The sequence below is a fragment of the Nocardioides sp. LML1-1-1.1 genome (genome assembly GCF_040676175.1).
GTDB lineage: Bacteria > Actinomycetota > Actinomycetes > Propionibacteriales > Nocardioidaceae > Nocardioides.
The window spans coordinates 182,793-194,951 of the sequence record NZ_JBEGHK010000001.1 but is presented as its reverse complement, the minus strand read 5'-3'; the positions used below and the strand labels follow the sequence as shown (position 1 = coordinate 194,951).

General features: G+C 74.8%; 10 protein-coding genes. 7 read left to right on the top strand and 3 right to left on the bottom strand.

The window, feature by feature from the left end; genetic code table 11:
- The first annotated feature begins 4 nt into the window (after positions 1 to 4).
- The 3 genes from MRBLML1_RS00895 to MRBLML1_RS00885 all read left to right on the top strand — a co-directional run bounded on the left by MRBLML1_RS00895 (position 5) and on the right by MRBLML1_RS00885 (position 3,388).
- On the top strand, positions 5 to 277 hold the full coding sequence (locus tag MRBLML1_RS00895; protein WP_364510044.1) for a DUF2087 domain-containing protein: 273 nt from the start codon (positions 5 to 7) through the stop codon (positions 275 to 277).
- Between the two features lie 67 nt (positions 278 to 344).
- Entirely contained in the window at positions 345 to 2,681 is a 2,337-nt protein-coding gene (lon, locus tag MRBLML1_RS00890) for an endopeptidase La (protein ID WP_364510041.1), read from the top strand.
- 164 nt (positions 2,682 to 2,845) lie between these two features.
- Positions 2,846 to 3,388 (top strand): Uma2 family endonuclease, encoded by a 543-nt coding sequence (locus tag MRBLML1_RS00885; RefSeq protein ID WP_364510038.1) that lies wholly within the window; start codon positions 2,846 to 2,848, stop codon positions 3,386 to 3,388.
- Here MRBLML1_RS00885 and MRBLML1_RS00880 read toward each other — a convergent pair.
- Together MRBLML1_RS00880 and MRBLML1_RS00875 are read right to left on the bottom strand one after the other, a co-directional pair.
- The gene (locus MRBLML1_RS00880; RefSeq protein WP_364510035.1) at positions 3,371 to 5,035 is read right to left on the bottom strand and encodes a DNA repair helicase XPB; all 1,665 of its coding nucleotides are present in this window, start codon (positions 5,033 to 5,035) and stop codon (positions 3,371 to 3,373) included. The two genes, MRBLML1_RS00885 and MRBLML1_RS00880, sit on opposite strands and share 18 nt — an antisense overlap.
- A 9-nt stretch (positions 5,036 to 5,044) precedes the next feature.
- A complete protein-coding gene (locus tag MRBLML1_RS00875; protein ID WP_364510033.1) occupies positions 5,045 to 7,177 on the bottom strand; it encodes a helicase-associated domain-containing protein in 2,133 nt (710 codons plus the stop codon).
- A 189-nt stretch (positions 7,178 to 7,366) separates the two neighbouring features.
- Between MRBLML1_RS00875 and MRBLML1_RS00870 the strand changes: the two genes are divergently transcribed.
- Genes MRBLML1_RS00870 through MRBLML1_RS00860 form a run of 3 tightly spaced genes read left to right on the top strand, consistent with a single transcriptional unit; the run spans position 7,367 to position 11,048 of the window.
- Positions 7,367 to 8,215 (top strand): PP2C family protein-serine/threonine phosphatase, encoded by an 849-nt coding sequence (locus MRBLML1_RS00870; RefSeq protein ID WP_364510030.1) that lies wholly within the window; start codon positions 7,367 to 7,369, stop codon positions 8,213 to 8,215.
- Positions 8,212 to 9,816: an FHA domain-containing protein gene (locus MRBLML1_RS00865; protein WP_364510027.1), complete on the top strand. Its 1,605-nt coding sequence runs from the start codon at positions 8,212 to 8,214 to the stop codon at positions 9,814 to 9,816. The genes MRBLML1_RS00870 and MRBLML1_RS00865 overlap by 4 nt, the downstream gene beginning before the upstream one ends.
- A gap of 26 nt (positions 9,817 to 9,842) precedes the next feature.
- Entirely contained in the window at positions 9,843 to 11,048 is a 1,206-nt protein-coding gene (locus MRBLML1_RS00860) for an RDD family protein (RefSeq protein WP_364510025.1), read from the top strand.
- Between the two features lie 4 nt (positions 11,049 to 11,052).
- Here MRBLML1_RS00860 and MRBLML1_RS00855 read toward each other — a convergent pair whose 3' ends face one another.
- Positions 11,053 to 11,640 carry a GNAT family N-acetyltransferase gene (locus tag MRBLML1_RS00855; protein WP_364510022.1) on the bottom strand — a complete coding sequence of 196 codons (588 nt, stop codon included), beginning with the start codon at positions 11,638 to 11,640 and terminating at the stop codon, positions 11,053 to 11,055.
- A 123-nt stretch (positions 11,641 to 11,763) separates the two neighbouring features.
- Here MRBLML1_RS00855 and MRBLML1_RS00850 point away from each other — a divergent pair, with 123 nt between their 5' ends.
- Positions 11,764 to 12,159 (top strand): cold-shock protein, encoded by a 396-nt coding sequence (locus MRBLML1_RS00850; protein ID WP_364510020.1) that lies wholly within the window; start codon positions 11,764 to 11,766, stop codon positions 12,157 to 12,159.

Sequence of the window (12,159 nt, the reverse complement as noted above, 5' to 3'; positions counted from 1 at the left end):
ACTCGTGAGCGACGAGCGGCAGACGCTGAGACGGTTCTTCACCCCCGAGGGCCGGCTGCTCGACCTGCCCACCCGCCACCTCAAGCGGCGCGTGGTGCTCGACCGGATCGCGCAGCGGTTCGAGCCGGGGCGTCGCTACGACTGGCGCGAGGTCGACGCGATCCTCAAGGAGATCCACCCCGACCACGCGGCGCTGCGCCGCTACCTGGTCGACGACGGCTTCCTGACCCGCGAGGACGACGTCTACTGGCGCAGCGGCGGCACGTTCGAGGTCTGAGGGAAGTTCCCCGGTTCGCCGTCGGCGAACGCCGGAACATCGCCGGTCGGCGATGCATTGAGCGGGCATGACGAACCCGATCAACCTCCCAGTGCTGTTCCTCTCCGACGTGGTGGTGCTGCCCGGGATGGTGGTACGGGTCGAGCTCGACGAGCCCGCCCGTGCCGCCATCGACGCCGCGCAGCTGGCCGCCCGCGACACCGGCGAGAGCGCCCGTGTCCTGGTCGCGCCGCGGCTGGAGGACCGCTACGCGTCGTACGGCGTCGTGGCGAGCGTCGAGAAGGTGGGCCGCTTCGCCGCGGGTGAGCCGGCGGCGGTCCTCAAGGCCGGCGGGCGCGCCCGCATCGGCAGCGGTGTGTCCGGTCCCGGCGCGGCCCTGTGGGTCGAGGTCGAGGAGGCCGACGGCGGCGTGGTGGACGACGACGTGCGGGCGCTCGCGGAGGACTACCGCAAGCTCGTGGTCGGGCTGCTGCAGCGCCGCGAGGCATGGCAGGTCGCCGACCAGGTGACCCGGATCGAGGACCCCGCGGCGCTGGCCGACACGGCGGGCTACGCGCCGTACCTGTCGGAGGACCGCAAGCGCCAGCTCCTGGAGACGCCCGAGGTCGCCGAGCGGCTGCGGCTGCTCGTCGAGTGGACCCGCGACTTCGTCGCCGAGTCCGAGGTCAGCGACAAGATCGACGCCGACGTGCGGGAGTCGCTGGAGAAGAACCAGCGCGAGTTCCTGCTGCGCCAGCAGCTCGCCGCGATCCGCAAGGAGCTCGGCGAGGGCGACCCCGAGGGCAGCGACGACTACCGCGCCCGGGTGGAGGCGGCCGACGTCCCGGACGCCGTGCGTGAGGCGCTGCTGCGCGAGGTCGACAAGCTGGAGCGCTCCAGCGAGCAGAACCCCGAGGCCGGCTGGATCCGGACCTGGCTGGACACCGTCCTGGACCTGCCGTGGAACGTCACGACCGAGGACGACACCGACGTCATCGCCGCCCGGGCGGTGCTCGACGCCGACCACCACGGGCTGGACGAGGTGAAGGACCGGATCACCGAGTACCTCGCCGTCCGCGCCCGCCGCGCCGAGCGCGGGCTGGAGGTCGTCGGTGGACGGGGCTCCGGCGCCGTGGTGCTGCTGGCGGGGCCTCCGGGCGTCGGCAAGACCTCGCTCGGTGAGTCCGTCGCCCGTGCGCTCGGGCGGAAGTTCGTCCGGGTCGCGCTCGGCGGCGTGCGCGACGAGGCGGAGATCCGCGGCCACCGGCGGACGTACGTCGGCGCGCTGCCCGGTCGCGTCGTCCGCGCCATCAAGGAGGCCGGCTCGATGAACCCGGTCGTGCTGCTCGACGAGGTCGACAAGGTCGGCTCCGACTACCGCGGCGACCCCGCGGCGGCCTTGCTGGAGGTGCTCGACCCTGCACAGAACCACACCTTCCGCGACCACTACCTCGAGCTCGACCTGGACCTGTCCGACGTGCTCTTCATCGCCACGGCCAACGACATCGGCTCGATCCCGCCCGCCCTGCTGGACCGCATGGAGCTGGTCTCGATCGACGGCTACACCGAGGAGGACAAGGTCGCGATCGCCCGCGACTTCCTGGTCCCGCGCCAGCTGGAGCGGGCCGCGCTGAGCGCCGACGAGGTGAGCATCAGCGACGCGGCGCTGCGCGAGATCGCGGCCAACTACACCCGGGAGGCCGGCGTGCGCCAGGTGGAGCGGCTGCTCGCCAAGGCCTTCCGCAAGGCGACCGCGCGCCTGGCGTCCGGTGCGGTGGAGCGGGTCGACATCGACGTCGACGGGCTCGTCGACCTGATCGGGCGGCCGCGCTTCACCCCGGACGTCGAGGAGCGGACCTCCGTCCCCGGCGTCGCGACCGGCCTCGCCGTGACCGGCATGGGCGGTGACGTGCTGTACGTCGAGACGTCCGCCGCCGCGGGGGAGGCCGGCCTGACCGTCACCGGCCAGCTCGGTGACGTGATGAAGGAGTCGGCACGGATCGCGCTGTCGTGGGTGCGCTCGCACGCCGGCGAGCTGGGCATCCCGGCCGCGGCCTTCGAGCAGTCGATCCACGTGCACTTCCCGGCGGGCGCCGTGCCCAAGGACGGGCCGTCGGCCGGTGTCACCATGGTCACCGCGCTGGTCTCCCTGCTGACCGGTCGCCCGGTCCGCTCGGACATCGCGATGACCGGCGAGGTCACCCTGTCCGGCCGGGTGCTGCCGATCGGCGGGGTGAAGCAGAAGCTGCTCGCCGCGCAGCGGGCCGGTGTCGCCGAGGTGTTCATCCCCGAGCGCAACCGCCCGGACCTCGACGACGTGCCCGAGGAGATCCTCGCCGCACTGACCGTCACCCCGGTCGGCAGGGTCACCGAGATCCTCGAACGGGCGCTGGAGGCGACGCAGGAGGGGGTCGTCGCGGCGTGAGTGCCGATCTGGTCGCGGTGGACGAGTCCGCCGCGACCAGCGACGGATCTCGACGCGCCGACGCGACCTCGCAAGCTCGGTCGTGCCGCTTGCTCGATCTTTCGACGCCCACGCGGAGCGCTCCTTCCTCGCGCTCCGCTGCGTCGCAAGGCACCATGGGCAGCATGGCCGCGGTGGAGATGCTGACGCGCGAGGACCTCGACCGGATGCCGGACGACGGCAACCGGTACGAGCTGATCGAGGGTGAGATCGTCGTGGCGCCCTCGCCCCGCTCCCGGCACCAGGTGGTGCTCGCGCGCCTGTTCCGCCTGCTCGACGATGCTTGCCCGCCGGGCCTGATGGTGCTCTTCGCCCCGCTCGACGTGCAGCTCGAGGAGCACTCGGTCGTCGAGCCCGACCTGATCGTGTTCGACGAGAGCGCGCTCGGCGAGCGTGGACTCGCCACCGCACCGCTGCTGGCGGTCGAGATCCTCTCGCCCAGCACCCGCAGCCTCGACCTGGTGCGCAAGAAGCGGCTCTACGAGCGCACCGGCGTGGCGTCGTACTGGGTGGTCGATCCGGGCGACGCCGACGACGACGTCTCGATGACCGCCTGGGAACTACGCGAGGGCCGCTACGCAGCCCTCGCAGCGGTCGGCGGCGACGAGGAGTGGTCAGCGACCGTCCCCTTCGAGGTCACCGTCGTCCCCTCAGACCTGGCCCGCTGAGAGGTCCTCCGCGTCGATGATCCGGTAGGCGTAGCCCTGCTCGGCCAGGAACCGCTGCCGGTTCTGGGCGAACTCCGCGTCCACGGTGTCGCGCGAGACGATCGTGTAGAAGTGCGCGACCTTGCGCTCCCCGTCGGGACCGGGCTCGCCGGGCCGCAGCAGGCGGCCGAGGCGCTGCGCCTCCTCCTGGCGCGAGCCGAACGACCCGGAGACCTGGATCGCGACCTCGGCCGAGGGCAGGTCGATGGAGAAGTTCGCGACCTTGGAGACCACCAGCAGGCCGACCTCGCCGGAGCGGAACGCGTCGAAGAGCCGCTGCCGCTCCCTGACCGGGGTCTGCCCGGTGATGACGGGGGCGTCCAGCGCGGTGGCGAGCTCCTCGAGCTGCTCGAGGTACTGCCCGATCACCAGGGTCGGCTGCCCGCGGTGCCGGTCGACGAGGTCGCGCACGACCTTCACCTTCTCCGGTGTGCACGCCGCCAGGCGGTAGCGCTCCTCCGGCTCCGAGGTCGCGTACGCCATCCGGGAGGCGTCGGGCAGCGAGACCCGCACCTCGATGCAGTCGGCCGGCGCGATCCAGCCCTGCGCCTCGATGTCCTTCCACGGGGCGTCGTACCGCTTGGGGCCGATGAGGGAGAACACGTCGCCCTCGCGCCCGTCCTCGCGGACCAGCGTGGCGGTCAGGCCCAGGCGGCGACGCGCCTGCAGGTCGGCGGTCATCCGGAAGATCGGCGCGGGCAGCAGGTGCACCTCGTCGTAGACGATGAGACCCCAGTCGCGGGCGTCGAACAGCTCCAGGTGCGGGTAGACGCCCTTCCGCTTGGTCGTCACCACCTGGTACGTCGCGATGGTGACCGGGCGGATCTCCTTGACCGTGCCGGAGTACTCACCGATCTCGTCCTCCGTCAGGGAGGTACGACGCACCAGCTCGTCCTTCCACTGCCGGGCGCTCACGGTGTTGGTCACCAGGATCAGCGTGGTCGCGCGAGCCTCCGCCATCGCGGCCGCGCCGACGATCGTCTTGCCGGCCCCGCAGGGCAGCACGACGACGCCGGAGCCGCCGTGCCAGAACGACTCGGCCGCCTCGGCCTGGTAGGCACGCAGGGCCCACCCGTCCTGGGCGAGGTCGATCGGGTGGGCCTCGCCGTCGACGTACCCGGCGTAGTCCTCGGCGGGCCAGCCGAGCTTGAGCAGCGCCTGCTTGAGGTTGCCGCGCTCGGACGGGTGGACGGCGACGGTGTCGTCGTCGATCCGGTTGCCGAGCATGCCGGCGACCTTCTTGGCACGCAGCACCTCCTCCAGCACCGGCCGGTCGTTGGAGGCGAGCACCAGCCCGTGCGTGGGGTGCTTCTCCAGGCGCAGCCGGCCGTAGCGCGACATCGTCTCCGCGACGTCGACGAGCAGCGCGTGCGGGACCGGGTAGCGCGAGTAGGTCAGCAGGGTGTCGACGACCTGCTCGGCGTCGTGGCCGGCGGCGCGGGCGTTCCAGAGCCCGAGCGGGGTCAGCCGGTAGGTGTGGATGTGCTCCGGCGAGCGCTCCAGCTCGGCGAACGGCGCGATGGCCTTGCGGCACTCCGCGGCCTGCTCGTGGTCGACCTCCAGCAGCAGCGACTTGTCGGACTGCACGATCAGAGGTCCCTCGGTCACCCAGAGATCCTACGTGCCGGTGGGGACGACCCGGGTGATCCGGTGCACCGCGTAGCGCCGCTCCGCGTCCGGGTCGTCGTCGTCCGCGTCCAGGTCGCGCGCGGTGAGCTGACCGCCGTCGACGACGAGCGGGCGGACGGCACGCTCGCTGACGACGCCTTGGTTGTCGGTGAAGCCGATCAGGACCGCACCGCGCCGCTCGACGGCGTCGCGCAGCGCGGAGAGCACCCCGCCCCCGGGGGCGGAGGCCGAGGGCGGCCGGGTGCGGGCGTCCTCGTCGCCCTGGCGGATCGTCCGCACGGCGGCCGCGACGTGCGCGGCCTGGCGGGCCGCGGCGCGGGCGCCGTCGGCGGTCTCACGGGTGCGCGGGGTGCGCGCGCGCAGGCCCTCGCTCGCCCCCACCCGGACGACGCCGTCCGGGCCCTCGACGACGGGCGCCGTGCCGAGCTCGCGCAGGCGGGGGAGCAGCACGTCGAGCGGCAGCGAGGAGACCAGCACGGTCGGGGCGAGCCACTGGAGGCCGAGGCTGCCGGCGCGCGGGTGGTTGACGAGCTCGGCGAGCGCGACCTCGTCCTCGGAGCGGATGAACGCGGTGGCCGCGCCGACCCGGAGCCGGCCGAAGCCGCGGGCGACGTCCTCGACGAGGTAGGTCAGCGGCTGGGGGACCGGCGTGCGCGAGGCCGCGGTCACGAAGGCGTGCACCTCGGCGGTGGTCCAGCCGGCGTCCAGCGCGCGTCGTACGGAGTCGGCGGTGAAGCGGTAGACCGTGGCCGCGCCCTGGGACTCTACGTCGGCGACCTGCTGGAGCCGGCGGGCGAGGTCGGGCTGCAGCGGGCCCGGCGCGACCGCGGTGAGGTCGGCCTGGAGCAGCACGTGGTCCACGGGCGGCGGCAGCAGGGCCGCGAGCACGGGGGTCGGGTCCTCGCCGGCCACCAGCGCACGGCCGTACGGCGCCAGCACGTCCGCCCCCGTCAGCCCGAGGACGGCCGCCTCGCCCACCGCCCACGCGACCAGGTCCGGCCGGGTGCGCGGCCGGCGCGGCCGGTCCCAGCCGAGGCGTGCGACCAGCGAGGGCAGCCCGGTGCCGGCGGCCAGGCCCTCGCCCTCGGGCAGTGCCGCGAGCGCGGCGAGCACCATCGCCTTCGCCTCGGGCATCCCGGCGGCGGACAGCTCGGGGCTCAGCGCGTTCCACGGCTTCTGGTCCGGTCCGCGCTCGCCGACCAACGACGGCAGCCGGGGGCTGGCGAGCCAGGCACGGGCGAGCACCGTCCACTGCTCGGCGGTGGGCAGGTCGCGCCACCGGTCGGACTCGTCGGTCGGCACCCACACCGGGTTGCCGTCGGCGTCCGCGCGGGTCCCGACCAGGCCGGCCTCGGCCGCGACCTCGACGACCAGCGCGGCCTCCGGCTCGCTGACCTGCAGGTGCGCGGCGGTCGCGCGCAGCTCGCGCACCCCGAGGCCGGTGGTGCGCAGCGCCGCGGCCGGGCGGGTGGACCACCACTCGAGCAGCACCCCCACCCGTCGTACGACGTCGGTCGCCGCGCCCACGGCCGCGCTCACCGCGAGCCGGGCCGGGCGGGGCTCGGCGGCGACGGCGGGCGGCCGGTCGACGGGCTCGGTCGTCGTACGGCCGCCCCGGAGCGCGAGGCCGACCTCCCCGGGCACGCTGAGCAGCCCGGGCGAGAGCGAGCCCGCCGGCACGAGCAGCCGGTGCGCGATGAGGAGCTCGGCCGGTGACTCGGCGTCCTCGGGGCGCAGGCCGATCCGGGCGGAGCCGGACTTCGCGGTGCTGCCGCCGTCGACGACGTGGTCGAGCAGCGCCCGCGCGGCCGGCGGCAGCGTCTCGATCACGGCCAGCAGCTCCGTGGCGGGGCGCGGGTCGGCCGAGCGCGGCCGCAGCCCGCTGACCCCGGCCTCGGCGCCGCCGACCATGCTGTCGCCGACCACGCTGAGCGCGCGCAGGCCCTCGGGGGACTCCCAGGCGAGCGCGAGGTCGAGCAGACGGCGTACGGTCTCGACCACGAAAGCGGGGTCGGCGGCGACCAGCGGGACCAGTTCGGATTCGTTGGTTTGGCCGGCCACCACCAGGGCATCAAGCACGGAGAGCTCGCCTCGGGTGAGGCCGTCCAGTGCGCGTGCCACCGAATTCCTCACCGCGGCGCGGGAGGCGAGTTGACCGAAGTCGTGAGGGGCAGGAGTGGCGAGGTCGGGACGATCAGTGAGCAGGCGTTGGAGCCGCTCGTCGGGCCACGACCGCAGCTGGTCGGCCAACGACCGGTGCCCGTTCGGTCCTGCTCCCACGCAGCACAACGTACCGGGGGACCGGGTCGCATGACCGAGGTCCGCAAGGTCGAGCTGCACCACGGCGCCGCGACGGACGTCGGCCGGGTCCGGGAGGCCAACGAGGACTCCTACCTCGCCGACCCGCCCGTCTTCGTCGTCGCCGACGGCATGGGCGGGCACGACCGGGGTGATGTCGCGAGCGCGATCGTGGTGGAGGAGTTCGCCCGGCTCGCCAGCGAGGGCTACGACGCCGAGCACGGCGCGGAGGTCGTCGCGGCCACCCTGCACGCCGTCCAGGAGCGGATCCTGGCCTTCGACACCGAGCAGCGGGCCAACGGCGCGGACGCCGACTTCTCCGCCGGCACCACGGCGGTGGTCGCGCTGCTCGCCGACTCCGTGTCCGGGCCGGTCTGGCTGCTGGCCAACGTGGGCGACTCGCGCATCTACCGCTTCAACGAGGGCGAGCTGGAGCAGGTCAGCGTCGACCACAGCCTGGTCCAGGAGCTCGTCGAGGCCGGCGAGATCAGCCAGGCCGCCGCGGCGGTCCACCCCAACCGCAACGTCATCACCCGCGCCCTCGGGGGATCGGCGCTCCCTGGCGGGGTGAGCGGCGAGGCCGACTACTTCCTGCTGCCGCTCGCCGCCGCCGAGCGGCTGCTGCTGTGCTCCGACGGCGTCAGCGGCATGCTCGACGACGAGCAGATCGGCGCGATCCTCGCCGACCACGAGGATCCGCGCGACGCCGCCGAGAAGGTCGTGGCGGCTGCCGTCGCGGCCGGCGGGCACGACAACGCGACGGCTGTCGTCGTCGATGTGGTGGGATTGGTCCACACCGAGCCGTACGACGCCGACGCGCAACGGCTGAGCCTCGAGCAGAAGTTGGGAGCCCTGCCATGAGCGAGACCGCGACCGGCACGTCCGGCGCCTGGTCCTACCGCACCGGCGACTGGTTCGCCGTCTTCGGTACGAACGCCACCGTGCTGCTGCCCGCCTCCCAGAAGGACCAGGTCGTCGCCCTCTGGGCGCTGGTCGACGGTGGCGCGGCCTTCGACGAGGTGCTCGACGGCCTGCTCGCCTCGGGCCTGAGCCGGATCCCGGGCTTCGTCCTGGTGAGCACCGACGCCGGCCCGACCCGGGTGCTGCTGCGCGGCCAGGGCGTCACCGCCGCGCTGACCACCGCCGAGGAGGAGGTCGCGCTCGACGGCTCGGCCAGCCACACCTGGGTAGAGCGTTCCGTCGAGGGCGTCACCGGCCTCACCGTGCAGCTGCCGCCGGCCGAGGAGGCCGAGGAGGCCGAGGGGTCGGCCGACCTGCCGATCGTCACCGGCCTGGTCCGGGTGGCGCGGATCGACCGCCCCGCGGTCGCTGCGCCGACTGCCGCGGCCGTCCCGGTCGCCTCCGAGCCGGAGCCCGCGCCCCTGGCCGCCGAGCCGGTGGAAGCGATCGACGTGCTGGCCGAGGAGGCCGTTCCCGAGGGCCTGCCCGACGAGCCCACCGTCCCGCCGGTCGTCGAGCCCGAGCCCGCGGTCGAGGAGCCCGTCGAGCCCATCGAGCCCATCGAGCCCATCGAGGAGGCGTCCCCGCTCGACGACAGCCCGGCGACCGAGGTGATGGAGGTCGTCGGTGACCCGCTGAGCGACCCGCTCCCGCCGGTCCCGTCCGTGCCGCCCGTCCCGCCGGTCCCGCCGGTGCCGCCGCTGCCGCCCACCCCGCCGGCCCCGCCGTCCGCGACCCCCGACGGTTGGGTGACCCCGTGGGACAGCCCCGCCGAGCAGCCCGCCGAGCCCGAGGCCGAGCCCGAGGCCGAGGGGGAGGCCGAGCGCGAGACCGGCGTGGAGGGTGGGTCCGAGCCCGCGACCGGCCTCGACGCCGACCCGGACACCCCCGCGGTGCCGTCGCTGCCGACCGAGGTCCCGCCCGCCGCGGGCTGGGTGCCGCCCCCGCCGCCGTCCGCGCCCGGTGTCGTCGACGCCCCGCCGCTGCCGGTCGGCTCCTGGGAGCCCGTCGGTGGGGCGCCGGCCGCGCCGGAGCCCGCTGCGTTCGACCCGGACCACGACGGCCAGACGATCACGGGTGCCGGCCCCGGCGTGCCCGCCCCCGCGGCTCCGGGCATCCCCGGCCAGCCCCCGGCGCCGGCGGTCACCCAGCCGGTGGCGAAGCTGCTCGTCTCCGACGGCCAGACCGTCGTCGTCGACCGCGCGGTGCTCGTGGGCCGCGCACCCGAGGCCCGCCGGTTCACCTCCTCCGAGCAGCCGACGCTGGTCACCGTCCCCAGCCGCCTGCACGAGATCTCCTCCACGCACATCGAGATCCGCCCGGGCACCGGTGCCGACCACGGCACCGCGGTCGTCACCGACATGGGATCGACCAACGGCACCGTGCTCGTCCAGCCCGGCCTCGGGCCCGAGGACCTCAAGCCCGGCATCGCGGTCCAGCTGATCCCCGGCGCGATCATCAACCTCGGCGACGGGATCACCATCCAGGTCACCCGGCCCTGACCGGCCGCTACTCGGAGCCCCCTGCCATGTCCCACGTCCTCCCGTCCGCCGCCGAGCCGGTGCTCTTCCCGGCCGCCGAGCTCGACCGCCGGTTCACGGCGTTCGTGATCGACCGGTTGCTGGCGTGGGGCGTCTCCGCCGCCGTCGGGTACGCCGTGTGGGAGCTCGCCGGCACCAGCGCGGCCGTCGCGATCCTGGTCGCCCTGGGCTGCGACGTGCTGATCGGGATCGTGCTCGCGGTGCTCGTCGGGAGCACCGGGGTCACGCCCGGCAAGGCGTTCGCCGGGCTGCGGGTGGTGCGCCGCTCCGACGGCCGGTCGATCGGGGTCGGCCCCGCCCTGGGCCGCTACGCCGTCCTCGGTGTCGCGGGCCTGCCCACCATCGGGATGGGGCTGGCGACGCTGGCCTGGACGGTGGCGGCCGACCCGACCCGCGAGCGCCGCGGCCTGCACGACCGGATCGGCGACGCCTCGGTCGTCGACGTCCGCCCGGTGCCGCTCATCGACGACGTCGCCGACGACCGGCCGCAGCAGATCGTCAACCTGACCGCGATGCGGTTGATGCCGGTCGCGCCGCCGGAGCAGGTCATCTCGGTCCCGACCCCGACGCCGCAGCCGGCGCCCACCCCGGTGCGCGCCTCGGTCCCGGCGCCCGCGCCGCCGGCCCCGGCCCTGCCGGCTCCCGCGCCCTCCGCACCAGCCCCCGCACCGGCCCCCACGCCGCCGGCCCCCACGCCGGCCCCCGCCCCGCCGGCGCCGGCGCCGGCTCCCGCACCCGCCCCGGCCGGCGGCGCCCACCGCGCGCCCGACCCCGTGGCGCCTCGCCCGCCCGTCGAGCAGACCCGGATCCGCCCCTCGGCGGAGCCGCCGTCCGCCGCCCCGCCGGCGACCGGGCCGGCCGTGCGCTGGAAGGTCGCCTTCGACACGGGCGAGGAGTTCGTCGTCGAGGGCCTGGCCCTGGTCGGCCGGCGCCCCGAGCCGCGGCCGGGCGAGCCGGTCCGGCACGTCGTCCCGCTGCGCTCCTCGGACATGTCCTTGTCCAAGACCCACGCCCAGTTCCAGGTCGCGCCCGACGGCGCCCTGGTCGTGATGGACCGCGGCTCGACCAACGGCTCCTACGTCGTGCGCCGCGGCATGTCCAAGGCGCTCACCGCCGGCCGACCGAGCACGCTGCTGGCCGGCGACGAGGTGCGGTTCGGGGACCGCACGATGACGGTCGAGCGCGAGGGCTGAGCGGCTAGGCCCGCGCGGCCTCCCACTCGCGGCGCAGCAGCCCGTAGACCGCGGTGTCGCTCCACCCGCCGTCCCGGTCGGGGTAGTCCTCGCGGGTGTGCGCCTCGTGGGTCATCCCGAGCCGCTCGCACAGCCGCGCCGAGGCGGTGTTGCGCGGGTCGAGCTGGGCGATCAGACGGTGCAGGGGGTAGGCGGTGAAGGCCAGGTCCACCAGCGCCCGGGCCGCCTCCGTGGCGAACCCCCGGCCGGCGTACGACGGTGCGAAGACCCAGCCCAGCTCGGCGATCGACGGCGGCAGGTCCGGTCCGTGGGCGGCGGAGAGGCGCAGCATCAGGTCGCCCACCAGCGTGCCCTCGTGCTCGACGGCCAGGGAGAGCATCTCGCCGACCTCGGCCGGCGCCGTGCCGCCGAGCATCCGCTCCATCCGCCCGTCCAGGCCCTCCTCGTCGAGGGCGGGGAAGGGCAGGTAGCGGGTGACCTCCGGGTCCGCGCAGTAGGCGCCGATCGCGGCGCGGTCCCCGGGCCGCACGGTGCGCAGCACCAGCCGCTCGGTGCGCAGGGGCAGGGGCGGCGTGACGACGGGGATTCCCACGTGCCGAACCTAGTGCCGCGCCCGGCGGGGGCAAACTCCTTTCCAGCGCGGTGATCCGATGTCCTACGATGTGCCGTTCGCGCGTCCGACCGGCGTGCGCAGGCGACGAGGAAGGTCGAGACCGTGCCGACTGGCAAGGTGAAGTGGTACGACGCGGAGAAGGGCTTCGGCTTCCTCTCCCAGACCGACGGGCCGGACGTCTACGTCCGCTCCGACGCGCTGCCCGAGGGCGTGACCACGTTGAAGGCCGGCACCCGGGTCGAGTTCGGGATCGCCCAGGGGCGCCGCGGCGACCAGGCCCTGCAGGTGCAGGTGCTCGACGCGCCCGCCTCGGTCTCGCGCAACCAGAAGGACGCGCGCCGCAAGAAGCCCGAGGAGATGGTCCCGATCGTCGAGGACCTGATCCGCCTGCTCGACGGCGTCGGCGAGTCCTACCGGCACGGCCGCCACCCCGAGCGTCGTACGTCGCAGCCGGTCGCCAAGCTGCTGCGCGCCCTGGCCGACGAGCTGGAGTCCTGA

Coding starts and splice junctions, on each gene's coding strand:
- lon (WP_364510041.1), top strand. CDS start 345: ATGACGAACCCGATCAACCTCCCAGTGCTGTTCCTCTCCGACGTGGTG.
- MRBLML1_RS00885 (WP_364510038.1), top strand. CDS start 2,846: ATGGCCGCGGTGGAGATGCTGACGCGCGAGGACCTCGACCGGATGCCG.
- MRBLML1_RS00870 (WP_364510030.1), top strand. CDS start 7,367: ATGACCGAGGTCCGCAAGGTCGAGCTGCACCACGGCGCCGCGACGGAC.
- MRBLML1_RS00865 (WP_364510027.1), top strand. CDS start 8,212: ATGAGCGAGACCGCGACCGGCACGTCCGGCGCCTGGTCCTACCGCACC.
- MRBLML1_RS00860 (WP_364510025.1), top strand. CDS start 9,843: ATGTCCCACGTCCTCCCGTCCGCCGCCGAGCCGGTGCTCTTCCCGGCC.